This window comes from Micromonospora sp. WMMD710 (genome assembly GCF_029626045.1).
In the GTDB taxonomy this organism is placed as follows: Bacteria; Actinomycetota; Actinomycetes; order Mycobacteriales; family Micromonosporaceae; genus Micromonospora.
In genome coordinates this window covers 4,039,593-4,061,826 of sequence record NZ_JARUBD010000001.1, presented here as the reverse complement: position 1 = coordinate 4,061,826, position 22,234 = coordinate 4,039,593, and the positions used below count along the sequence as shown (strand labels likewise).

Annotated in this window: 21 protein-coding genes; 18 read left to right on the top strand and 3 right to left on the bottom strand. The window is 71.8% G+C overall.

The genetic code is table 11. The annotated features are described in order from the left end of the window. The first annotated feature begins 40 nt into the window (after nucleotides 1–40). The 10 genes from O7620_RS18715 (at nucleotide 41) to ahcY (ending at nucleotide 10,146) form a co-directional block, all read left to right on the top strand. Nucleotides 41–655: a DinB family protein gene (locus O7620_RS18715; RefSeq protein ID WP_278124088.1), complete on the top strand. Its 615-nt coding sequence runs from the start codon at nucleotides 41–43 to the stop codon at nucleotides 653–655. A gap of 82 nt (nucleotides 656–737) precedes the next feature. Further along, nucleotides 738–1,076, top strand: coding sequence for a hypothetical protein (locus O7620_RS18710; protein WP_151493427.1), 339 nt, complete (start codon nucleotides 738–740; stop codon nucleotides 1,074–1,076). A 130-nt stretch (nucleotides 1,077–1,206) separates the two neighbouring features. Next, entirely contained in the window at nucleotides 1,207–1,833 is a 627-nt protein-coding gene (locus O7620_RS18705) for an endonuclease V (RefSeq protein ID WP_278124087.1), read from the top strand. 346 nt (nucleotides 1,834–2,179) lie between these two features. Further along, nucleotides 2,180–3,232 carry a hypothetical protein gene (locus tag O7620_RS18700; RefSeq protein WP_278124086.1) on the top strand — a complete coding sequence of 351 codons (1,053 nt, stop codon included), beginning with the start codon at nucleotides 2,180–2,182 and terminating at the stop codon, nucleotides 3,230–3,232. A 68-nt stretch (nucleotides 3,233–3,300) separates the two neighbouring features. Continuing rightward, nucleotides 3,301–4,686 carry a phosphomannomutase/phosphoglucomutase gene (locus tag O7620_RS18695; RefSeq protein WP_151493035.1) on the top strand — a complete coding sequence of 462 codons (1,386 nt, stop codon included), beginning with the start codon at nucleotides 3,301–3,303 and terminating at the stop codon, nucleotides 4,684–4,686. 61 nt (nucleotides 4,687–4,747) lie between these two features. Then, a complete protein-coding gene (locus O7620_RS18690) occupies nucleotides 4,748–4,933 on the top strand; it encodes a Trm112 family protein (protein WP_139585754.1) in 186 nt (61 codons plus the stop codon). Further along, nucleotides 4,930–6,126, top strand: coding sequence for an SIS domain-containing protein (locus O7620_RS18685; protein ID WP_151493034.1), 1,197 nt, complete (start codon nucleotides 4,930–4,932; stop codon nucleotides 6,124–6,126). The genes O7620_RS18690 and O7620_RS18685 overlap by 4 nt, the downstream gene beginning before the upstream one ends. A 67-nt stretch (nucleotides 6,127–6,193) precedes the next feature. Further along, nucleotides 6,194–7,201 (top strand): cation diffusion facilitator family transporter, encoded by a 1,008-nt coding sequence (locus O7620_RS18680; protein WP_278124085.1) that lies wholly within the window; start codon nucleotides 6,194–6,196, stop codon nucleotides 7,199–7,201. Between the two features lie 3 nt (nucleotides 7,202–7,204). Continuing rightward, nucleotides 7,205–8,368: a mannose-6-phosphate isomerase, class I gene (gene manA / locus O7620_RS18675; protein WP_278124084.1), complete on the top strand. Its 1,164-nt coding sequence runs from the start codon at nucleotides 7,205–7,207 to the stop codon at nucleotides 8,366–8,368. A 278-nt stretch (nucleotides 8,369–8,646) separates the two neighbouring features. Beyond that, on the top strand, nucleotides 8,647–10,146 hold the full coding sequence (gene ahcY, locus O7620_RS18670; protein ID WP_151487640.1) for an adenosylhomocysteinase: 1,500 nt from the start codon (nucleotides 8,647–8,649) through the stop codon (nucleotides 10,144–10,146). A 58-nt stretch (nucleotides 10,147–10,204) separates the two neighbouring features. Here ahcY and O7620_RS18665 read toward each other — a convergent pair whose 3' ends face one another. Beyond that, on the bottom strand, nucleotides 10,205–10,354 hold the full coding sequence (locus O7620_RS18665; protein WP_192580080.1) for a hypothetical protein: 150 nt from the start codon (nucleotides 10,352–10,354) through the stop codon (nucleotides 10,205–10,207). Between the two features lie 126 nt (nucleotides 10,355–10,480). On the opposite strand from O7620_RS18665, the gene efeU reads away from it, so the two are divergent. From efeU to raiA, 8 genes are all read left to right on the top strand, one after another. Continuing rightward, nucleotides 10,481–11,380 carry an iron uptake transporter permease EfeU gene (gene efeU, locus O7620_RS18660; RefSeq protein ID WP_278124083.1) on the top strand — a complete coding sequence of 300 codons (900 nt, stop codon included), beginning with the start codon at nucleotides 10,481–10,483 and terminating at the stop codon, nucleotides 11,378–11,380. A gap of 24 nt (nucleotides 11,381–11,404) precedes the next feature. Beyond that, nucleotides 11,405–12,538 carry an iron uptake system protein EfeO gene (gene efeO / locus O7620_RS18655; protein ID WP_278124082.1) on the top strand — a complete coding sequence of 378 codons (1,134 nt, stop codon included), beginning with the start codon at nucleotides 11,405–11,407 and terminating at the stop codon, nucleotides 12,536–12,538. Between the two features lie 26 nt (nucleotides 12,539–12,564). After that, nucleotides 12,565–13,842, top strand: a complete 1,278-nt coding sequence (gene efeB, locus O7620_RS18650; RefSeq protein WP_278124081.1) for an iron uptake transporter deferrochelatase/peroxidase subunit — start codon at nucleotides 12,565–12,567, stop codon at nucleotides 13,840–13,842. 144 nt (nucleotides 13,843–13,986) lie between these two features. After that, nucleotides 13,987–14,676 carry an MtrAB system response regulator MtrA gene (mtrA, locus tag O7620_RS18645; RefSeq protein WP_007455837.1) on the top strand — a complete coding sequence of 230 codons (690 nt, stop codon included), beginning with the start codon at nucleotides 13,987–13,989 and terminating at the stop codon, nucleotides 14,674–14,676. A 12-nt stretch (nucleotides 14,677–14,688) separates the two neighbouring features. Further along, nucleotides 14,689–16,446 (top strand): MtrAB system histidine kinase MtrB, encoded by a 1,758-nt coding sequence (gene mtrB / locus O7620_RS18640; RefSeq protein ID WP_278124080.1) that lies wholly within the window; start codon nucleotides 14,689–14,691, stop codon nucleotides 16,444–16,446. Continuing rightward, nucleotides 16,443–18,254 (top strand): LpqB family beta-propeller domain-containing protein, encoded by a 1,812-nt coding sequence (locus O7620_RS18635; RefSeq protein ID WP_278124079.1) that lies wholly within the window; start codon nucleotides 16,443–16,445, stop codon nucleotides 18,252–18,254. The genes mtrB and O7620_RS18635 overlap by 4 nt, the downstream gene beginning before the upstream one ends. 37 nt (nucleotides 18,255–18,291) lie before the next feature. After that, nucleotides 18,292–18,951, top strand: coding sequence for a ComF family protein (locus tag O7620_RS18630; protein WP_151487649.1), 660 nt, complete (start codon nucleotides 18,292–18,294; stop codon nucleotides 18,949–18,951). A gap of 244 nt (nucleotides 18,952–19,195) precedes the next feature. Then, entirely contained in the window at nucleotides 19,196–19,834 is a 639-nt protein-coding gene (gene raiA / locus O7620_RS18625) for a ribosome-associated translation inhibitor RaiA (protein ID WP_278124077.1), read from the top strand. A 66-nt stretch (nucleotides 19,835–19,900) separates the two neighbouring features. On the opposite strand, the gene O7620_RS18620 is transcribed toward raiA, so the two are convergent. Together O7620_RS18620 and O7620_RS18615 are read right to left on the bottom strand one after the other, a co-directional pair. After that, nucleotides 19,901–21,013: a GNAT family N-acetyltransferase gene (locus O7620_RS18620; RefSeq protein ID WP_278124076.1), complete on the bottom strand. Its 1,113-nt coding sequence runs from the start codon at nucleotides 21,011–21,013 to the stop codon at nucleotides 19,901–19,903. Beyond that, on the bottom strand, nucleotides 21,010–22,149 hold the full coding sequence (locus O7620_RS18615) for a GNAT family N-acetyltransferase (RefSeq protein WP_278124075.1): 1,140 nt from the start codon (nucleotides 22,147–22,149) through the stop codon (nucleotides 21,010–21,012). Before O7620_RS18615 ends, O7620_RS18620 begins: the two co-directional genes overlap by 4 nt. Nucleotides 22,150–22,234: the final 85 nt, after the last annotated feature.

The window sequence follows — 22,234 nt, the reverse complement described above, 5'->3', positions numbered from 1 at the left end:
GATTCGATCCAGATGCCCAGTACGAGTTGAGGAGGTCGACATGACCCGCAGATCCGGGTCGGACGCCGAGAGCGGGGCCGAGCCTCACATCTCCGGCGGTGAACCCACGCGGGTCTTCGGCTGGTCGACGATGTTCGTTCATTCGGGCGACGACCCGCGCTCGGGCGGCAATTTCGCCGATGAGCGGACCGTCCTCGTCGAGTTCCTGCGCAACCAGCGCCTGACGCTGGAGCGCAAATGTGACGGCTTGGACGCCGAGCAGTTGGCCCGCCGTTCCGTCCCGCCGTCGACGATGTCGCTGCTCGGCTTGATCCGGCACATGGCGGAGGTGGAGCGGGGGTGGTTCCGGCGGACGATGGCTGGCCAGGAAGCGCCCCAGATCTACTGTTCGGATGACGATCCCGACGGGGACTTCGACGGCGCGTTAGCCGATCCGGCAGTGGTCGACGAGGCACGACGCGCCTGGCGGGCCGAGGTCGAGTTCGCCGAGCGGTTCGTGGCCGAGGCTCCGGACCTTGAGGTGCAGGGGCGGCAACGGAAGGGCAACGTCGTCGTGCTGCGCGAGCTGTTGGTGCACATGATCGAGGAGTACGCGCGCCACAATGGCCACGCTGATCTGCTGCGCGAGCGGATCGACGGAAGGGTCGGCCTGTGATGGTCGCAAACTTTGTCGCCGGCCCTTCAGGGCCGCCGCCCAGCCTGATGGGGTAGTTCGGGTCGGCGAATAACATTGAGGGATGGCAGAGCCCAAGACGGAGAAGAGCACGTCCAACGCCTGGGCATGGCCGGTCGGCATTCTGATCGGTCTGGTGATCGGCATCCCCTCGTTCGGTTCGACGGGTGGAGTCGCCTTCGGTGTCGCCCTCGGCATTGCCTTCGCGCTCGCCTTCGGCGCGACCGGGAAGCGGTCCGAAGGCGGCCCATCCGCAGGCGACACGGCCGAAGGCGACCCGTCGGCAGGCGGCACGGCCGGAGAAGGGGGCTCGACCGCAATTCCCCCGAAGGGTTCCTCCATCCCGGACATTGCGGACGCCAGCGCAACCGGAGACAGCGCCGACGGTCCGCGCCGAGGGTGATCCACTCCCGTTCACCGAAAGTGGGGTATCCGGGCCCCCTGGGGATAGCCCGTTTTCGCCGAAGCCGAGTGGATTAAGCAGTGCGCCAGGCCTGACGGCCGCGCCGCGCACTGTTGCGGAGGCGGTGGGCGTGCAGGAGGCGTTGCGACCGCTGGTTGACCTGGTCGGGCCGGGCCCGGCCACGCCGGTGACGGTGGCCGGGCTGGACGTCGCGTACGCGCAGAGCGGCGACCTGCTCGCGGCGGCCGTGACCGTGTTGGACGCCCGGACGCTGGCCGTGGTGGATTCCGCGGTGAGCGTGGGTCGGCCGGCATTCGGGTACGTGCCGGGGTTGTTCGCGTTCCGTGAGTTGCCGGCGCTGCTCGCCGCGCTGGATCGGCTGTCCACCCGACCGGACCTGCTGGTCTGCGACGGGCACGGGTTGGCTCATCCGCGCCGGTTCGGGCTCGCCTGCCATCTCGGGGTGGTGACGGGGCTGCCCGCGATCGGGGTGGGTAAGACGCCGCTGATCGGTGAGTGGGATCCGGTGCAGTGGGGGCGGGGTTCCTGGTCGCCGCTGCGGGACGGGGGTGACGTCGTCGGCCGGGCGGTGCGGACGCAGGACGGGGTGAAGCCGGTCTTCGTCAGCGTCGGGCATCGGATGAGCCTGGACAACGCCACCACTCAGGTGCTCGCGTTGGCGCCGCGGTACCGGCTGCCGGAGACGACCCGGACCGCCGACCGGCTGTGCCGGGAGGCGCTGGCCCGCGCCCGTTGACCGCGGCACCGGTCGACACGGCCCGGCCGACCGAGCCGACCGAAGGCCGAGCCGACCGAAGGCCGAGCCGACCGAGCAAATGCCAGGCGGAAGGCCCGGCCGACCGAGCGAAGACCGAGCCGACCGAGCAAAGGCCAGGCGGAAGGCCCGGCCGACCGAGCGAAGACCGAGCCGACCGAGCAAAGGCCAGGCGAAGGGCCGTGCGGCGCAGGGGTCGGCGAGCGGGCGGGCGGGGCCGTAAACCGTAACGCCGCACACATGCGGACCGCTCTATGACCAGGGGTGGGGGTGGGCCGGTAGTAGCCTGACCCGCGGACCCCACCCGGGGAGAAACGGTGAGGTGATCATGACGGTGCGTCGGCGCGCGGCGCGGCTCGCGACGGTCTGCGGTGTTCTGGGCGGCCTGGTGCTGCTCGGTGCGTCGCCGGCGTTGGCCGACGACGACTCGGTCCGGGTCGCTTCGGCCAGCAGTTTCGCCGCCGGTGGCTCCCCCCAGGGGGTGAATGTCGCGGTGCGCAAGCGCTCCGACGGGTGCGTCGTGCTGCGGACCGCTCTGGGTCTGCATCTTGAGGGTCTCCAGCCGGATCAGGTGGCGGTGCAGGTGAACGCGGGTGGGCGCTGGTTCCCGGTGGCGGTGTCCGGGAATGACGGCAGCGCGGTGACCGCGCAGACGTCGCCGGCGAAGCCGACCCTGTGCAAGGGCAAGGGCATCACGGTGCGGTACCGGGTGGCGTTCGCCGCGGGCGCTCCGGGCGGCCGGCTCGTGGTGACCGGCGTGGGGGCCAGCGCGGCCGGCCAGGAGTTGGGCCGGGGCACCGACACGGCGAAGGTGACCGGTGCCCGGGTCACCCCGTCGCCGACGCCGTCGAAGAAGCCGACCCCGACCCCGAGTCCGACCGAGGCCGCGACGGCCGCTGAGGCGGTGAACCCGGTCGCGCTGGGTCCGACGTCGGGCGCGCCCGACGCGTCGGCGGCCGCCGACGCGTCCGGAGGTGGCTCGCCGGTGATGTTCTTCGGTATCGCGATGGTCGCGGTCGGGCTGCTGCTCATCGTCCTGCTGGTGCGACGCTCCCGGCAGGACCGGCCGCCGGCCGACCGGCCGTCCGGGCCGCTTCCGGGCAACCCCGGCGGCACCACCTACCGCTCCGGCGGTGGGTTGCCGGCCGCGCCCGGTCACCCCGGCTCGGTGTACGGCCAGCAGCCGCCGCCCGGCAGCTACCCGACGGTGCCCGTCCCGCGGCCCACCCCCGGTGGGGTCTACGGGACGCGGCCTGCCGCGACGGAGTCGACTCCGGACGCGACGCAGCCGATGCCGGGTGCGCCGGGTGCCAAGGGGCAGCCCGACGATCCGTCCGACGGCGGAGAGCACACGACGGTCATGCCCCGGCTCCCCGGCTGAGCGGGGCCGGACCCCTCCCCTCCGATACGCTCAGGTTCGGTGGAAACTGCGGCCAAGGAGCGAAACTAGTGTCTGATCTGTCCCGGATTGTGAAGGCGTACGACGTCCGAGGGACGGTGCCGGACCAGTGGGACGAGCGGGTCGCCGAGGCACTTGGAGCCGCGTTCACCCAGCTTCTCAACTCCACCGACGAGCCGGGCGACGCGGTCGTCGTCGGGTACGACATGCGGGCGACCTCGCCCGGGTTGGCTGCCGCCTTCGCGGCCGGCGTCCGCGCCGAGGGCCGTTCGGTGATCGAGATCGGGCTCGCCTCCACCGATCTGCTCTACTTCGCCTCGGGTTCGCTCGACCTGCCCGGGGCGATGTTCACGGCCAGCCACAACCCGGCGCAGTACAACGGCATCAAGATGTGCCGCTCGGGTGCCCGGCCGATCGGCCAGGCCAGCGGGCTCGCCGAGATCCGGGACCGCGCGCAGGCCCTGTTGGACTCGGGTGAATCCCGTCCGGCGGGTGAGCCGACCCGACCGGCCGAGCGGCGTGACCTGCTTCCCGACTACGCCGCGTACCTGCGCAAGCTGGTTGACCTGTCCGGCATCCGGCCGTTGAAGGTCGTGGTCGACGCGGGCAACGGGATGGGTGGGTTCACGGTTCCCACCGTGCTCGGCGACGCGGCACTGTCGGCGCTGCCGTTGGAGATCGTGCCGCTCTACTTCGAGTTGGACGGCAGTTTCCCCAACCACGAGGCCAACCCGTTGGATCCGGCGAACCTGGTTGACCTGCAGCGCGCCGTGGTCGAGCACGGCGCCGAGATCGGGCTGGCCTTCGACGGTGACGCCGACCGGTGCTTCGTGGTGGACGAGCGCGGCGAGCCGGTCTCGCCGTCGGCGATCACCGCGCTGGTGGCCGCGCGTGAGCTGGCGAAGCACCCGGGTTCCACGGTGATCCACGGCATCATCACGTCCAGCGCGGTTCCGGAGATCATCCGCGAGCACGGCGGCAAGCCGGTCGTCGCGCGGGTCGGCCACTCGTTCATCAAGGCGGAGATGGCGCGGACCAACGCCGTCTTCGGGGGTGAGCACTCGGCGCACTACTACTTCCGGGACTTCTGGTTCGCCGACACCGGGATGCTCGCCGCGATGCACACCCTGGCCGCGCTGGGCGAGCAGTCGCTGCCGCTGTCCGTGCTGGCGGGGGAGTACGAGCGCTACGTCGCCTCCGGCGAGATCAACTCGACGGTGGCCGACCAGGCCGCCGCGGTGGCCGACGTGCGGGCCGCGTACGCCGACGCGGTCGTCGACGAGATGGACGGGCTCACCCTGCGTTTCCCCGACGGCGCCTGGTTCAACCTGCGTGCCTCCAACACCGAGCCGCTGCTGCGGCTCAACGTCGAAGCACCCACCCGGGAACGGATGGTCTCGCTCCGGGACGACGTGCTCAACCGCGTTCGCCGATAAGATCGCCTGCGCCGGTCGGCACCGCCGCCGGTCAAGCCGCACACGTGGAAGGAGCCGTGCCATGGCCCTGGATCCGCAGTTGCTCGAGATTCTCGCCTGTCCGGACACGCACCACGCCCCGCTCACCTACGATGCCGAGGCGCAGACGTTGACCTGCACGCAGTGCGGCCGGATCTTCGAGGTCCGGGACGACGTGCCGGTGCTGCTGCTCGACGAGGCGCGTGGCGGCCCCGGGCAGGCATCATGATCGACGGTACGGCCGGGGTCAGCGGTCGTCGCGAAGCCGACGAGGCCCTGCTCGACAATCCGGACGCGCTGGCCGAGCACGATCCGGGCGGCATGCTCCGACACACCGCGTCGGCCGGCGCGCAGGTACGTGAGAGCGCGGCGTTGGCCGCCGAGGCGAATCTGGCGGTGCTGGCCGACGACGGGCGGCCCCGGGCCGTGGTGATCGCGGGCATCGGCACCGCGGGGCGTACCGGTGACGTGCTGGCCACGGTCGCCGGCCCGCGCTGCCCGGTCCCGATCATCGGGCACCGCAGCGCGGGCGTACCCGGCTGGGTGGGTGCCGCCGACGTGGTGATCGCGGTGAGTGCGTCCGGTCGGAGCCCGGAGGCGCTGGGCGCCGCCGAGGCGGCGCACCGGCGGGGTGCCCGGCTGGTCGCGGTGGGTGCCCCGGATTCGCAGTTGCAGTCGATCGCCGAGCAGGCCCGTGCGCCGTTCATCCCGGTGCCCCGGCGCGCGCCGGCGCGGGCCAGCCTCTGGGCGCTCACCGTGCCGGTGCTGCTCGCCGCCCGCTCGCTGGGCCTGGTGAAGGTCAACGAGGCGGATCTGGCGGAGACCGCCGCCCGGCTCGACGCGGACGCCGACCGCTGTCGTTCCGCCGCGGAGTCCTTCGTCAACCCGGCGAAGTCGCTGGCCATGGGCCTGGCCGGGTCCATCCCGATCGTCTGGGGTTCGTCCCCGCTGGCGACCGTGGCGGCCCGCCGGTTCGGTGACACCCTGTCGGCCAACGCCCGCTACCCGGTGGTCACCGGGGCGCTCGGTGAGGCCGGTCGTGGTCGGGTCGGCCTGCTCGACGGCGTGTTCGGTGGTCTGGCCGAGGGGGAGCGGGACATCTTCGCCGACCCGTCGGAGGACGACGGCGAGGGGACCCGTCTGCGGCTGGTGCTGCTGCGCGACGGCGGGCTCAACGCCGAGGACGACACCGACGAACCCTTCGCCGTGGAGGAGCGCCGTGCGGACGCGGTGCAGACCCTCGCCGAGCGTCGCGGGGTGCGGTGTGACGTGGTGACCGCCGAGGGCGGCTCCGCGCTGGAGCGGCTGGCCTCGCTGATCGCGGTGCCGGATTTCGCCTCGATCTACCTTGCTCTGGCCCACGGGCTGGATCCGATGGCCGTACCGGCCATCACCGAGATGAAGGAGCTGTCGAACCAGTGAACGAACGTAGGGGGCGGCGCGTCATGCGCGGACCGGTCGGCTTCGTCGGGCGAAGCGGAGCGGCGGCATGAGCGCCAACGGTGGGACGAGGGCGATCGTCGCCGCTCTGCTGGCCAACGTCGGCATCGCCGTCACCAAGTTCGTCGCGTTCCTGCTGACCGGGTCGTCGTCGATGCTGGCCGAGTCGATCCACTCGGTCGCCGACTCCGGCAACCAGGGTCTGCTGCTGCTCGGTGGCAAGCGGGCCAAGCGCGCGGCCACCCCGGAACACCCCTTCGGGTACGGCCGGGAGCGCTACATTTACGCGTTCATCGTGTCGATCGTGCTGTTCAGCCTCGGTGGCCTCTTCGCCCTCTACGAGGCGTGGCACAAGTGGTCGGATCCGCACGGCATCAGCGAGTGGCAGTGGGTGCCGGTGACCGTGCTGGTCGCGGCGATCCTGATGGAGTCGTTCTCCTTCCGGACCGCGATCAAGGAGTCGAACCACATCCGGGGCAACCAGTCCTGGGTGCGTTTCATCCGCCGGGCGAAGGCGCCGGAGCTGCCGGTGGTGCTTCTGGAGGACTTCGGCGCGCTCGTCGGTCTGGTGTTCGCGCTCTTCGGCGTCACCATGACGCTGATCACCGGCAACGGCGAGTGGGATGCCGCCGGCACCGCGATGATCGGCGTACTGCTGGTGGTCATCGCCGTCGTGCTGGCCATCGAGACCAAGAGCCTGCTGCTCGGTGAGGGTGCCGAGCCGAAGGACCTGGCCGCCATCGAGCACGCCGTCACCGATGGTCCCGAGGTCGAGCGGATCATCCACATGAAGACGCTCTACCTGGGTCCGGAGGAGCTGATGGTCGCCGCGAAGATCGGCGTTCCGGCCTGCGAGAGCGCCCACGACCTGGCCCGCGGCATCAACGCCGTGGAGGCGCGGATCCGTGCCGCCGTGCCGATCGCGCGGGTGATCTACCTGGAGCCGGACGTCTACAGCGTCGCAGCCGCCGAGTCCGGCACCGGTGCCGCCGCCGACACCGCGGTGCCCCAGGCCCAGGACGTGTCGGGCGAGGCGGCCGGGCGGCCCGGGGGCTGACGGGTGGAGCTCCTGTACGGACCGATCCGGGACTACGCCTGGGGGTCGCGCTCGGCGATCGCCCTGTTGCAGGGCCGGCCGGTGCCCAGCGCCGGCCCGGAGGCGGAACTGTGGCTGGGCGCCCACCCGGGCGCCCCGGCCATGGTGGCGCGCGCCGGGCTCCAGGTCAGCCTCTGTGACCTGGTGCGGGACGAACCGGGGCAGTGGCTCGGCCAGCGGGTGTCCGACCGGTTCGGCAATCGGCTGCCGTTCCTGCTCAAGGTCCTCGCCGCGGACGCCCCGCTGAGCCTGCAGGCCCACCCGGACGCCGAGCAGGCGCGGGCCGGGTACGCGGCGGACGCGGAGCGCCCCGAGGCGGAACGCAACTACTCCGACCCGCACCACAAGCCGGAGTTGCTGGTGGCGCTCACCCCGTTCGAGGCGCTGTGCGGCTTCCGGGCACCGGCCGAGTCGGCCGAGGCGCTCGCGGCGTTCGGCGTACCGGTGCTGGCGCCGGTGGTGGACGCGTTGCGGGCCGGGCCGGCGGGGCTGCGGACGGCGGTGCGGACGCTGCTCTGCTGGCCGGCCGGGGAGCGCGAGGACCTGCTGTCGGCCGTGGTGGCGGCGCCGGCCGACGGCCCGGACGCTGAGTTGGCCCGCCGGTTGGCGGTCGCCTACCCGGGCGATCCGGGTGTGCTGGTCGCGCTGCTGCTGCACCACCTGCGGCTGGTGCCGGGGGAGGCGATCTGGATGCCCGCCGGCAACCTGCACGCCTATCTGAGCGGCTGTGGCGTGGAGATCATGGCGGCCAGCGACAACGTGCTGCGCGGCGGACTGACACCGAAGCGGGTGGACGTCGACGAGTTGCTGCGGGTGCTGCGTTTCGAGGTGCTCGACGACCCGGTTCGGACGGCGCGGCCGGTCGGCCCGGGGGTGGACTGTTGGCCGGTGCCGGTGGACGACTTCGCGCTGCACCGGGTCCGAGTCGGGTCGGCGGTGCCGTCGGTCACGGTGTCGCTGCCCGGCCCGCGGGTGGTGCTCTGCGCCTCGGGGTCGATCACGGTGGACGACGGGGCGGGTGCGGTGACGCTGGTCTCGGGTCAGGCGGCGATCGGCGACGCGGCCGGCGAGCCGTTGCGGATCGGTGGCGCCGGTGAGGCGTATGTGGCGACGTCGGGGCTGCGCTGACGCGCGCCCGTCGCTACGACACAAGTCCGACTTTCCCGGAATGGCTTGACGCATCCCTGCCTCAGTGTGACTCTATGAGTACGCAGCGTTATCGCGACGATGGTCCGACGACGTGCGGGGGAACCAAACCGGGGGGATGCGCGGGGCGGGCGGGACGTGGGCGGATGTCTGTCCACCACCGACCGCCCCGTGCGCTGTCCGTGGACCGTCCCCTGATGTCCGTCGCCGACGCGCGTAAGGTGGAAGGTCGGCGCAGACATCGTTCGACAGGAGCTTTCATGACCAGCACCCTCCCGGCGTCCGCCAGCGGTACGCCGTCCGAGGCCCGGCCGAGCACGCTCGCCGAGGGCGACTTCAAGGTGGCGGATCTGTCGCTCGCCGAGTTCGGGCGTAAGGAGATCCAGCTCGCCGAGCACGAGATGCCCGGCCTGATGGCGATCCGTCGGGAGTTCGCCGAGGCGCAGCCGCTCGCCGGCGCGCGGATCACCGGTTCGCTGCACATGACCATCCAGACCGCCGTCCTGATCGAGACGCTGGTGGCCCTCGGCGCGCAGGTGCGCTGGGCGTCCTGCAACATCTTCTCCACGCAGGACCACGCCGCCGCGGCGATCGTCGTCGGCCCGGACGGCACCCCCGAGGCCCCCGCCGGCGTCCCCGTGTACGCCTGGAAGGGCGAGACGCTTCCGGAGTACTGGTGGTGCACCGAGCAGGTGCTCCTCTGGCCGGACGGCCACGGCCCGAACATGATCCTCGACGATGGCGGCGACGCCACCCTGCTCGTGCACAAGGGCGCCGAGTTCGAGAAGTCGGGGGTCGTCCCGCCGGTCGAGTCCGCCGACTCGGAGGAGTACGCGGTCATCCTCGAGCTGCTGCACCGTTCGCTCGGCGAGGACGGCCAGCGCTGGACGCGGATCGCCGCCGACATCAAGGGCGTGACCGAGGAGACCACGACCGGCGTGCACCGGCTCTACGAGATGCACCGCGCCGGCACCCTGCTCTTCCCGGCCATCAACGTCAACGACTCGGTGACCAAGAGCAAGTTCGACAACAAGTACGGCTGCCGGCACTCGCTCATCGACGGCCTCAACCGGGCCACCGACGTGCTGATCGGCGGCAAGATGGCCGTCGTGATGGGCTACGGCGACGTGGGCAAGGGCTGCGCCGAGTCGCTGCGCGGTCAGGGTGCCCGGGTCGTGGTGACCGAGGTGGACCCGATCTGCGCGTTGCAGGCCGCGATGGACGGCTACCAGGTCGCCACCCTGGACGACGTGGTCGAGCAGGCGGACATCTTCATCACCGCCACCGGCTGCTTCGACGTCATCACCAACGAGCACATGGCCCGGATGAAGCACCAGGCCATCGTCGGCAACATCGGCCACTTCGACAACGAGATCGACATGGCCGGCCTGGCGAAGCGTTCCGACGTCGAGCGGGTCAACATCAAGCCGCAGGTCGACCTGTGGCGCTTCGCCGACGGGCACGCGATCATCGTGCTCTCCGAGGGCCGCCTGCTGAACCTGGGCAACGCGACCGGGCACCCGAGCTTCGTGATGTCGAACTCGTTCGCCAACCAGACGATCGCCCAGATCGAGCTGTTCACCAAGACCGAGGAGTACCCGATCGGCGTCTACGTGCTGCCCAAGCACCTGGACGAGAAGGTGGCCCGGCTGCACCTGGGCGCGCTCGGCGCCAAGCTGAGCACGCTCACCAAGGAGCAGGCCGCGTACCTGGGTGTCTCCCAGGAGGGTCCGTTCAAGCCGGACCACTACCGCTACTGATCGACGTTTCCGGACCGGGTCGGCTGTTCGCAGCCGGCCCGGTTTCGTCGTATCCGGGTCAGGGGCGGCGACGCGCGGGCCGGAACCAGGTCCAGACGCACCAGGCCAGCCACGAGAGTGACACGACGGTGGCCAGTGCCCGCAGGCGCAGCGCGCTGAGCAGCAGCACCACGGCCAGGACGGTCAGCCACGGCAGGAATCCCTTCACGGCGGGATCCTCCCACAGTCGGCGAGAGTGAGCTTGTCATGAACGACTTGACGAGCGCCCTGAGCAGGGAGGAAGGTATGGCTGCCCTAAGTTAGCTGAGGCGTGCCTAACGAACACGGAGCCCGGATGTTCGCCACCTACCTGATCGGCCTGCGGGAAGGCTTGGAAGCGACCCTGGTGGTCAGCATCCTGGTGGCGTTCCTGGTGAAGTCGCAGCGTCGGGACCGGTTGCCGCAGGTCTGGGCGGGCGTCGGCCTGGCCGTGGCGCTCTCGGTGCTCTTCGGCTGGCTGATCGAGTACACGTCGACCTCGCTGCTGGCCCGCTCCGAGGACCGGGAGCTGTTCGAGGCGATCACGTCCGTCGCCGCCGTGGTCTTCGTCACCTGGATGATCTTCTGGATGCGCCGTGCCGCCCGGACCATCGCCGGCGAACTGCGCGGCAAGCTCACCGAGGCGCTGGCCGTCGGATCCCTCGCGGTCGCCGGCATGGCCTTTCTCGCGGTGATCCGCGAGGGCCTGGAGACCGCGCTGATCTTCTACTCCGCGGCCCAGGGCGCGGCCGGTGACAGCGGGCCGCTGCTCGCGTTGATCGGCGGCATCGTCACCGCCGTGGTGCTCGGCGCGCTGCTCTACGCCAGCGCCCTGCGGATCAACCTCAGCAAGTTCTTCACCTGGACCGGCGCGCTGCTGATCCTGGTCGCCGCCGGCATCCTCAAGTACGGCGTGCACGACTTCCAGGAGGCCGGCGTGCTGCCGGGCCTCAATGACCTGGCCTTCGACATCACCAGCGCGCTCGACCCGACCACCTGGTACGCGGCACTGCTGGCCGGGATGTTCAACGTGACGCCCGCGCCCACCGTGCTGGAGACCATCGCCTGGGTCGGGTACGCGGTGCCGGTCCTCCTGCTCTTCCTGCGCCCGACCCGGCGTAAGCCGACTTCCACCGCGACCACCACCACCGGCACCGAGCGCGGGGCCGACACCGGCACCGAGGCCGAGGCGGCGACCACGCCGCAGCCTGCCTGACCCCCACGAGGAGAGACAGCTCAGATGCGTACCACCCGCTTTTTCGCGCTGGCCGCCGCCGGCGTGCTGGCGACGGCCGGTGTGGCCGGTTGTTCCGACTCCGACAAGGGTGACGCGGCCGGTGCCGGCGGCCCGATCGTGGTCAAGGCCAGCGACACGGCCTGCGAGGTCGGCGCCACCGACCTCGACGCCGGCACCGCCACCTTCAAGATCACCAACTCGGGTGCCAAGGTGACCGAGTTCTACGTGTACGCCTCCGGCGACCGGGTGATGGGCGAGGTGGAGAACATCGCCCCCGGGCTGAGCCGCGAACTGCACGTCGAGCTGCCGGCCGGCACCTACGAGACGGCCTGCAAGCCGGGGATGAGCGGCAAGGGCATCCGGGGTGCGCTCAAGGTCAGCGGGTCGGCGCAGCCGCTGACCGCCGACGCCGCGCTGGCCGGCGCCACCGAGAACTACCAGCGCTACGTCAAGAGCCAGACCGACGCCCTGCTGGTCAAGACCGAGGAGTTCGTCGCCGCCGTGAAGGCCGGCGACGTGGCGAAGGCCAAGGCTCTCTACCCGGTCGCCCGCACCTACTGGGAGCGGATCGAGCCGGTGGCCGAGATCTTCGGCGACCTCGACCCCAAGATCGACGGCCGCGAGGAGGTCATCGAGGAGGGGATGGAGTTCACCGGCTTCCACCGGATCGAGATGGACCTCTGGCAGTCCGGCGACATCAGCAAGGACGGTCCGATCGCCGACCGGCTGCTGGTCGACGTCAAGGAGATCGTGGCCAAGGCCAACGCCGAGAAGCTCTCCCCACTGCAACTCGCCAACGGTGCCAAGGAACTGCTCGACGAGGTGGCCAGCGGCAAGATCACCGGCGAGGAGGACCGCTACTCGCACACCGACCTGTGGGACTTCGCCGCCAACCTGGAAGGTTCCAAGGCGGCCGTGTCGGCCCTCCGGCCGGCGCTGGAGCAGCGCTCCCCGGAGCTGGTCACGCAGTTGGACACCGAGTTCGCCAACGTCGAGGCGCTGCTCGGCAAGCACCGGGACGGCGACGGCTGGAAGCTGCACACCGCGCTGAGCAAGACCGAGCTCAAGGACCTGTCCGACGGGATCAACGCGCTCGCCGAGCCGATCAGCAAGGTCGCCGCGGCCGTCGCTCGGTGACCGGACCTCAGGGGGAGTCGAAACCGATGAGCGGGAGCAGGGTGACCCGGCGGCGGGCGATCACGCTCGCCGGCGCCGGGGTGGCCGGTGTCGCCGGAGTGGCGGTCGGTGCGGGAGCGCTGGTCAGCGGCTCCCGTGGGCCGGCCGCCGCGAGCGACCACCCGGCCGGGGCGGTGCCGTTCCACGGTGAACACCAGGCCGGCATCGTCACCCCGGCCCAGGATCGGCTGCACTTCGTCGCCTTCGACGTGATCACGAAGGACTGGGCCCGGCTGGTCGAGCTGCTCGAGGAGTGGACCGCCGCCGCCGCCCGGATGACCACCGGGCGCGACGCCGGTGTGCTGGGCGCGGTCGGTGGGATGCCGGAGGCGCCGCCGGACGACACCGGCGAGGCGCTGGGCCTGCCCCCGTCGCAGCTCACCCTGACCATCGGTTTCGGGCCGACGCTGTTCCGCGACGCCGACGGCCGGGACCGGTTCGGCATCGCCGACCGGCGCCCGGCCGCCCTCGCCGAGCTGCCCCGGTTCCCCGGCGACGCGTTGCAGCCGCAGATCTCCGGCGGCGACCTCTGTGTGCAGGCGTGCGCGAACGATCCGCAGGTCGCGGTGCACGCCATCCGCAACCTGGCCCGGATCGGCATGGGCGTGGTGAGCGTCCGCTGGTCGCAGCTCGGCTTCGGCCGGACCTCGTCGACCTCCCGCGACCAGGCCACCGCGCGCAACCTCTTCGGCTTCAAGGACGGCACCGCCAACCTCAAGGCCGAGGACACCGCCCTGCTGCGCGACCAGCTGTGGGTGCAGCCGGGCGACGGGCCGGACTGGATGACCGGCGGGTCGTACCTGGTCACCCGCAAGATCCGGATGCTCGTGGAGACCTGGGACCGGACGTCGTTGTCCGAGCAGGAGGAGATCGTCGGCCGGACCAAGGGCAGCGGTGCCCCGCTGGGCCGGACCGACGAGTTCGACGAGCCGGACTTTGCGGCGCGCGGCGCGGACGGCAAGCCGGTGATCGCCGAGCACGCCCACGTCACACTGGCCCACCCGAGCCGCAACAACGGCGCCCACCTGTTGCGTCGCGGCTACAACTTCGTCGACGGGTCGGACGGCCTCGGCCGCCTCGACGCGGGCCTGTTCTTCATCGCCTACCAGCGTGATCCACGCCGGCAGTTCGTGCCGATCCAGACCCAGTTGGCCCGCCACGACGTGATGAACGAGTACCTGCGGCACGTCTCCAGCGGCCTGTTCGCCTGCCCGCCCGGCGTCCGTGACGGGGGCGACCACTGGGGGCGGGCGCTCTTCGGCTGACCGCCGTCCGGATCACGACAGGGCGACCGGCTGGAGGCAGCGGTGGCGCTGGGCGGCGCCGACGGGGGATCATGGGGGCAGCCCGGCCCGGGATCCACCCGACGCCGGTCCCACCGAACTGAACGGGGATGCAATATTAATCCCATGAGAGCCCGGGTACTGGTGGTCGACGACGACCCCGCACTCGCCGAGATGCTCGGCATCGTGCTGCGCAGTGAGGGTTTCCTGCCCTCGTTCGTGGCCGATGGTGAGCGGGCGTTGGCCGCGTTCCGCGACAGCCGGCCCGATATCGTCCTGCTCGACCTGATGTTGCCCGGGATGAGCGGTATCGACGTGGCCCGGTCCATCCGGGCCGAGTCCGGCGTGCCGATCGTCATGCTGACGGCCAAGAGCGACACCGTGGACGTGGTGCTCGGCCTGGAGTCCGGCGCCGACGACTACGTGGTCAAGCCGTTCAAGCCCAAGGAGCTGGTCGCCCGGATGCGGGCCCGGCTGCGCCGGGGCGAGGACGTGGCGCCGGAGATGTTGACCATCGGCCCGCCCGGCAACCAGATCACCATCGACGTGCCCGCGCACACGGTGAGCCGCAACGACGAGGAGGTGAAGCTGACGCCGCTGGAATTCGACCTGCTGGTCGCGCTCGCCCGCAAGCCGCGTCAGGTCTTCACCCGCGAGGTGCTGCTCGAGCAGGTCTGGGGCTACCGGCACGCGGCCGACACCCGCCTGGTCAACGTGCACGTCCAGCGACTGCGGGCCAAGATCGAGCCGGACCCGGAGCGACCGGAAATCATCCTCACCGTGCGGGGCGTGGGCTACAAGGCGGGGACCGGATAGCCTGGTCACACTGTGTTGACCTCGCCGCCCCCGCACCCCTCGACCACGGCTACCCGCCGGCCCACCGCCGGTGGGGAGTTTTGGCGTGCCGTGAGTGGTCGCGCCGCCCGGGTGGTGGCCCGGGTGCACCAGACGTGGCGTCGCTCGCTGCAGGTGCGGGTGGTCACCATCACGCTGGTCGCCTCCAGCCTGCTGGTCGGCGGGTTCGCGTTCCTGATCGCCGACAAGATCACCACGATCCTGCTGGACAACGCCCGCACCGACGTCCGGCTGCGCGTGAACAGCGGTGCCAGCTACGCCGCCAAGCAGGTCTCGCTGTACGGCCAGGCGCAGGAGGCGCAGCTCCAGGAGACCATCGACGGCACGGTCAACTACCTGGCCGGCGGCGACCCGCAGCAGACCAGTGGCGTGGTGGTGGCGATCACCGCGGACAATTACCCCAACGACATCCAGACCCGCACGGCACCGTCGGTGAACGTCCAGCCACTGATCAGCCCGGAGCTGCGGGCCGCGGTCGCCGACGGCAAGGTGGCCAGCCAGATCCGCACCGGCCGGCTCACCGGGCAGAGCACCAAATACCTGGTGTACGGCTCTCCGGTGCCCACCCGCTTCGGCCAGATCGAGCTCTACTACCTGGTGCCGTTGACCCGGCAGGACTCCACCGCCGCCGACGCCCGAGCCACCGTGGTGGCCACCGGCGTCGCCCTGGTGATCCTGCTCGGGCTGCTCGCCGCGCTGGTCACCCGCCTGGTGGTCAACCCGGTCCGGGTCGCCGCGCGTACCGCCCAGCGGCTCTCCGCCGGCCTGCTCGACCAGCGGATGGTGGTCAACGGCGAGGACGACCTGGCCCTGCTCGCCGCCTCGTTCAACCAGATGGCCACCAACCTGCAACGGCAGATCCTGCGCCTGGAGGAGATGTCCCGGTTGCAGCGTCGGTTCACCTCCGACGTCTCGCACGAGCTGCGTACCCCGTTGACCACGGTCCGGATGGCAGCCGACCTGATCTTCGCCGAGCGCGACGAGTTCGACCCCGCGGTGGCCCGCAGCGCCGAGCTGCTCCAGGCCGAACTGGACCGATTCGAGGAACTGCTCACCGACCTGCTCGAGATCAGCCGGTTCGACGCGGGCTTCGCCATGCTGGACGCGGAGCCGACCGACCTGGTGCCGGTGGTGCACCGGGTGGTCGAGCGGCTGGCCGGCCTGGCCGAGCGGGTGGGCGTACCCATCGAACTCGACCTTCCGGGTACGCCGGTGATTGCCGAGGTCGACCCGCGCCGGGTCGAGCGTGTGCTGCGTAACCTGGTCGGCAACGCCGTCGAGCACGGTGAGGCCCGGCCGGTGCTGATCACCCTCGGCATCGACGACACCGCCGTGGCGATCACCGTGCGGGACCACGGAGTGGGCCTCAAGGCGGGCGAGGAGAAGCTGGTGTTCAACCGGTTCTGGCGGGCGGACCCGTCCCGGGCGCGGCAGACCGGGGGCACCGGTCTGGGCCTGTCGATCAGCGTGGAGGATGCCCGGCTGCACGGCGGCTGGCTGGAGGCGTGGGGCGCTCCGGGTCAGGGTGCCCAGTTCCGGCTCACCCTGCCGGCCCGTGCCGGCGACCGGTTGACGACCTCGCCGCTGCGGCTGGTGCCGGCCGACGCCGCGTTGCCGTTCGGCGGCCCCCGCGACGGTGGCCCGCTGGCCATCGGCCCCGGCACCGGTGGGGCGTTGGCGATCGGCCCGGCACCGGCCGGGGACGGGCAGCGGGCGGAGGTGGGTTCGTGAAGCGGCCGGCCCTGCTCGGAACACTCGGCGTGGTGCTGATGGTCGGTGCCGCCTGTGGCATCCCGGCATCGTCGGACGTGCGGGTGGACGGCAAGGGCGGGGCCGCGACCGAGGCCGGCTCGGTCGACGGCCGGCGGAGCGAGCCGCCGTCGCGGACGGCCAGCGGCAGCTCCAACGAGGCGTTCGTCCGCAACTTCCTGTCCGCCGCCGCCGGCGAGCCGGACCGGGCGTACGAGCGGGTCAAGGCGTTCATCCTGCCGGAGGACCGGCCCCGCCTGCAGGACAAGAAGGGCAGCGAGGTCGCGCTGACCGTGGTCCGGTTGCGGGAGTCGGTCTACACGCTCAACAGCGACTCGACCACCACGGTGAAGATCACCGTGCAGCAGCTCGGTGTGCTGCGGGCCAACGGCACCCTGGCCCCGCCGGTGGCCACCGAGACGGAGTACGAGTTCCGGCTGCGCAGCGGTGTGGTCAACGGCGCCGGCACCGACGAGCGGGCCGGCCTGTACGTGCTCGACCCGCCGAACGTGCTGCTGCTCAGCGACATCGCCCTCCAGCAGTACTACAAGAGCGAGTCGATCTACTTCTGGAGTTCCGACCGCACCCGGCTGGTGCCCGATCAGCGCTACCTGCCCGAGGCGGTGCCGGAGGAGCGCCGGGTCAACGAGGTCGTGAAGTGGCTGGTCGGCGGCCCGTCCGACTGGCTGCGCCCCGGTGTCGTCGGGCTACCCGACCGCACCGAGCTGATCAACAACGCCACCGGCGCGAACGACCGGTGGGAGGTCAACCTGGACATGTCCGGCGATGACCAGAACACCATCGACCAGCTGGTCACCCAGCTCGCCTGGTCGCTGGGCGACCTCGCGGGCGAGCTGGAGTTGAAGATCCGCAACAACTCGCAGCCCGTGCAGGACCTGAGCGCCCGCCGGGCGGCACAGCGGCTCTACCCGATCAGCGAGAACCCGCAGCGGTTCTGCGTGTACGAGGGCACGATCCGTCCGCTCGACTTCGTCGGCGAGCTCAGCGGCGCGGTCCCGCTGGCGGCCGAGGTCAACCGTGGTATCGTCTCGGCCAGCATGGCGCGGGCCGACAACCGGATCCTCGCCGCGATGGTGCTGACCGGCGGCAAGAGTCGCCAGCGGCTCGCGGTGGGCACCGGGCCCGCCCCGATCACCACGATCACGCGCAGTACGAGCGAGTACGCCTCGATCAGTCGTCCGGTCTGGTTGCGGATGGCCGACTCCCGGCCCGGTCGGGGTCTGGTGGTGGCCGATGGCCAGCTCTACCGCTTCGACGAGGGCGCACGGATGTACCCGGTGCCGCTCAACCTGCCCTCGGCACCGGTCACCGCGGTGGCCGCCGCGCTGGACGGTCAGCGCGTCGCGTTGATCGCCGGCGGCCGGCTCTACGTCGCGGCGGTCAACCTCGACGGCGGCGGGGTCTCCATCGGCCCGCCCCGGCAGTTGATCACCTCGCTGTCCGGCCTCACGACGGTGGACTGGGGTCGGGAGGACCAGCTGGTGGTGGGCGGGTTGGCCGGCCAGCCGGCGATCTACGAGATCAGCGTCGACGGCGTCCTGGAGACACCGCTGCGCACCGACGTCGGTGCCAAGGTCAACCACCTGGCGGCGTACCCGACGAACCGCAGCGTGCCCCTGCCCAGCGGGGCGTACATGTACGAGGCGAACGGGGTGGCGTACCGCAGCAGCCCGTTGGAGCGGATCGGGCTCGAACGGGTACGCGACATCGCCCCACCGTCGGCCGGCGTCCGGCCGAACAACCCGTCCGCCCCGTTCTTCCTCTACTGACGCCGTGCGCGGGCTCTGGGCGGACCTCACCGACCTGGTGCTGCCCGCCGACTGCGCGGGCTGCCGGGAGAGCCGGTCCGGCCTGCGGCACGGGGTCTGCCCCGCCTGCGTGGCGACGCTGAACGCGCTGCGTCCCGGGCCGGTGCGTCCCACCCCCGTCCCGGCGGGCATGCCACCCTGCGTCGCCCTCGGTCCGTACGCCGGCCCGTTGCGCGAGGCCCTGCTGGCGTACAAGGAGCACGGCCGGCACGGGTTGGCCCGTCCGCTCGGCGGGCTGCTCGCGGAGGTCGTCGCGACGGCGGTCGGCGACGTCCGCCGTCCGGTGGCGCTGGTGCCGGTGCCCGACACCGCCGCGGCGGCCCGGGCCCGGTACGGCGACCACCTGGACCGGTTGGCGCGGCACTGCGCGGCCCGGCTGCGCCGGGGTGGCTGGTCGGTCCGGGTACGCCGGCCGCTGCGCGCCCTACCCCGACCCGACTCGGTGACGCTGGACAGCGTGGGCCGGGCGGCGGCCGCCGAGGCGGCGTTCCGACCCCGCTCCCCGGTCGGTGCCGGCGCGGCGGTCGTGGTGCTGCTGGACGACATCGTGACCACCGGGGTCACGCTGGCCGCGGCGGCCCGCGTGCTGGGCGCGACCGGTTCGGCACCGAGTGTCGCGGCGGTGCTCGCGGCGACCGAGAAAAGACGCCGTTTGTAACCGACCGTGTTTCCGTTTCACCCGTTGGTGTATGAGCTGCGAAAAATCCTGGGCGGTCTCGGCAACATGGGGTGACTGCCGGGCAAACAGGCGTTAGCGTTTTGCTGTCGGGGGTAGGAGGTCGTTCCACCCGCCCCCGGCGGTGAGAGGAGGCGTAGCCGTACTGACCGGTCGACGCCAGCGGGTCTCCCACGGCGCGCGACCGGGTTACCGGATCGAAGACCATCCGAACAAGGGAGGTCACGTGGACATCGTGGTCAAGGGCCGTAACGTCGAAGTGCCGGACCATTACCGGGTACACGTAGCCGAGAAACTCGCAAAGATCGAACGCTACGATCACAAACTGATTCGTGTCGATGTCGAGCTGTTTCACGAGCGCAATCCGCGCCAAGCCGACCACTGCCAGCGGGTGGAGATCACCTGCATTTCCCGCGGCCCGGTGATGAGGGCCGAGGCCTGCACGAACGACTTCTACAGCGCACTCGACGCCGCTATCGCGAAGCTCGACACCCGGCTGCGTCGCGCGGCCGATCGCCGCCGCGTACACCGGGGTCGGCACGCGCCGATCTCCGTCGCCGCCGCCACCGCTGGCCTACCGGTCGCGGACCTGGTGGCCGCTCCGCTCAGCGCGCCGGGTGACGGCGCCCGCGCCGGCACCGCCGTCGCGGAGCGGGTCGAGGAGGAGGGCGACGACCGGCAGCCGTGGCACATCGCCCGGGAGAAGGTGCACCCGGCGGAGCCGATGACGATCGACGACGCGTTGTTCGAGATGGAACTGGTCGGCCACGACTTCTACCTGTTCCAGGACAAGGAGTCCGGCCGCCCCAGCGTCGTCTACCGGCGCCACGCCTACGACTACGGGATCATCTCCCTCGCCACCTGACCGGTCGCGGAGCCATGTCGATCATGGAGTTGTGGTGGGCGACCACCACAACTCCATGATCCGGCGTCACCGGAGGTCGGCGGGCAGCAGCGCGAAGGTGAGGTCGTCCAGGCGGCCCCCGGCCAGGCCGGGGAGACTCGCGCGGTGCAGGGCCTCCCGGTGGAAGCCGGTCCGCTCCAGCACCCGGTGCGAGGCGGTGTTGTCCGGCACGGTGCCGGCGGTCAGCCGGGCGACTCCGGCCGAGCCGAACGCCCAGGCCGCGATCAGCCGGACCGCCCGGGTGGCGTACCCCCGGCCCCGCCAGTCGGGGAGCAGCGCGTAGCCCACCGACGCCTCGCCCCGCGCCACGTCGGTGTACGACAACCCGCAGCTGCCCACCGGCTCGCCGCTGGCCACGTCGGTGATCAGCAACCGGGCGATGTCACCGGTCAGCCACCCGCTCTCCGCGAGCCGGCAGCGCCGCTCGATCGCCTCCCGCGTCGGCGGTACCGGCGGCGCCTGGTTGGCGACGACCTCGGGCCGGCTGTGCAGCCGGTACATCAGCTCCGCGTCCTCGGGCGCCAGCCGGCGCAGGGTAACCACCTGATCGGTGAGCACCCCGCCGGGTAGGTCGGGCAGCAGCCGGGCGGCCGGGCCGGGCGGATCGTCGGCGAGGCGTACCCAGGCCAGCAGATCGTGCCGGTCGCCGCCGCGGCCGGACCCGGCCGACCGGCGCGAGCCCTCGTAGTGGAAGCCGGCGGCCAGTGCGACACGCTGGCTGGCGGCATTCGCCGGGTTGGTGAGCAGCTCCAACCGGACGGTTCCGGTGGCGAACGCGTGTTCGCTCAACGCGCGGGTCGCCGCCGCGGCGACGCCGCGTCCGCGCGCCGACGGCCGTACCCAGTAGCCGATCTCGGCCTGGCCTCGCGCGGGCACCGGATTGCTGAGACCCACCGTGCCGAGCAGGCGGTCGGTGGCCGGGTCGGCGACCGCGTACGCGGCGCCGCCGCCGGCCCAGGCCGCCGGGGCGCCGGCGTCGATCCACCGGCGGGCGTCGACCTCGGTGTACGGGGCCGGCAGGCCCGTCATGAACCGCTGGCTGACCGGGTCGGCCAGGCCGTCGACCACGTCGGCCGTGTCCTCGGGGCGAAACGGCCGCAGCCGCACCCCGTGCGCCTCGACGACCTCCTGCGGCGTCATGCCAGATCCTCGGCCAGCAGCGCGGCGATCCAGACGTCGGCCCGCTCACCCCGGTGCGGCACGCCACCCCGGGCGACCCCCTCGAACGTGAAGCCCGCCTTGTCCGCGACCCGGCGGGAGGCCGTGTTGCCCACGTTCGCCTTCCACTCGATTCGGGCCAGGCCCAGGGCGGTGAAGCCCCAGGCGCTCAGCGCGAGCAACGCGGCCGGCATGTAGCCCCGACCCCGGACCTCCGGGGAGGTCATGAACCCCACGTCGGCCAGCAACGGATCGCCGGGGGAGAGCCGCAGGTCGATGGTGCCGGCGTACCGGTCGTCCGGGTCGGCGATCGCGAAACACGCGGCGTCGCCGCGCGCCCAGAGCTCTCGACCGTATCCCTGGTACCACTGCGCGTCGGCATGGTCGTACGGGTCCGGCACGGTGGTCCAGCGGACGCTCTCCGGGTCCTGGCAGGCCCGCACCACGGCGTCCAGATCCTTTGCCTCCATCGGCCGCAACCGCAGCTCGCCGGCGCCGGCGGTGGCGAAGAGGGTCGGCTGCGGGCGGCCGAAGACGGCGGCCCGTCGGGCGGCCAGGGTGCCCGCTCCGGCCGGCCCGGTCGACCCCGGCTCGGGCACCTCGCCGGGCAGCAGCGAGCCGACCCAGCCGTCCGACGCTGGTGGGGAGAGCCGCAGCCGGCCGTCGATCCGGAAGCCGGCCCGGAGCGCGACCAGGCGGGAGGCGTGATTACCCACCTCGGCCTGCCAGAGCAGTCGACTCAGCCCGAGCGTCCCGAACGACCAGCGGGCCACGGCCCGGGTCGCCCGGACGCTCACCCCCCGGCCCCGCGCCCACGGGGCCGTCCAGTAACCGACCTCGCCGGTGCCGGCACCATCGATGGAGACCAGACCGCACGAGCCGAGCAGCTCGCCGGAGGCCGGATCGCAGACCGCGAACGGTGCGCCGGTGCCCTCCGTCCAGGCCCGTCCGCTCAGCTCGGTGACGAAGCCGTGAGCGTGTTCGGGCCGATATGGGCGCGGTACGCTCGTCCAGTGCTGAATGTCCGGATCCTGGCACGCTCGGTGTACGGCGTCGGCGTCGGCCTCCCGCCAGGGGCGCAGCAGCACGCCGTCCTCGATGATCTTCACGGGCTCCACTCGCGCATCGTGCCGGAACGTTCGCCGACGGCGTAACCGGATAACGTCCAGCGCACGGCCAGGACGTGACTTATGTCGGGTTCGG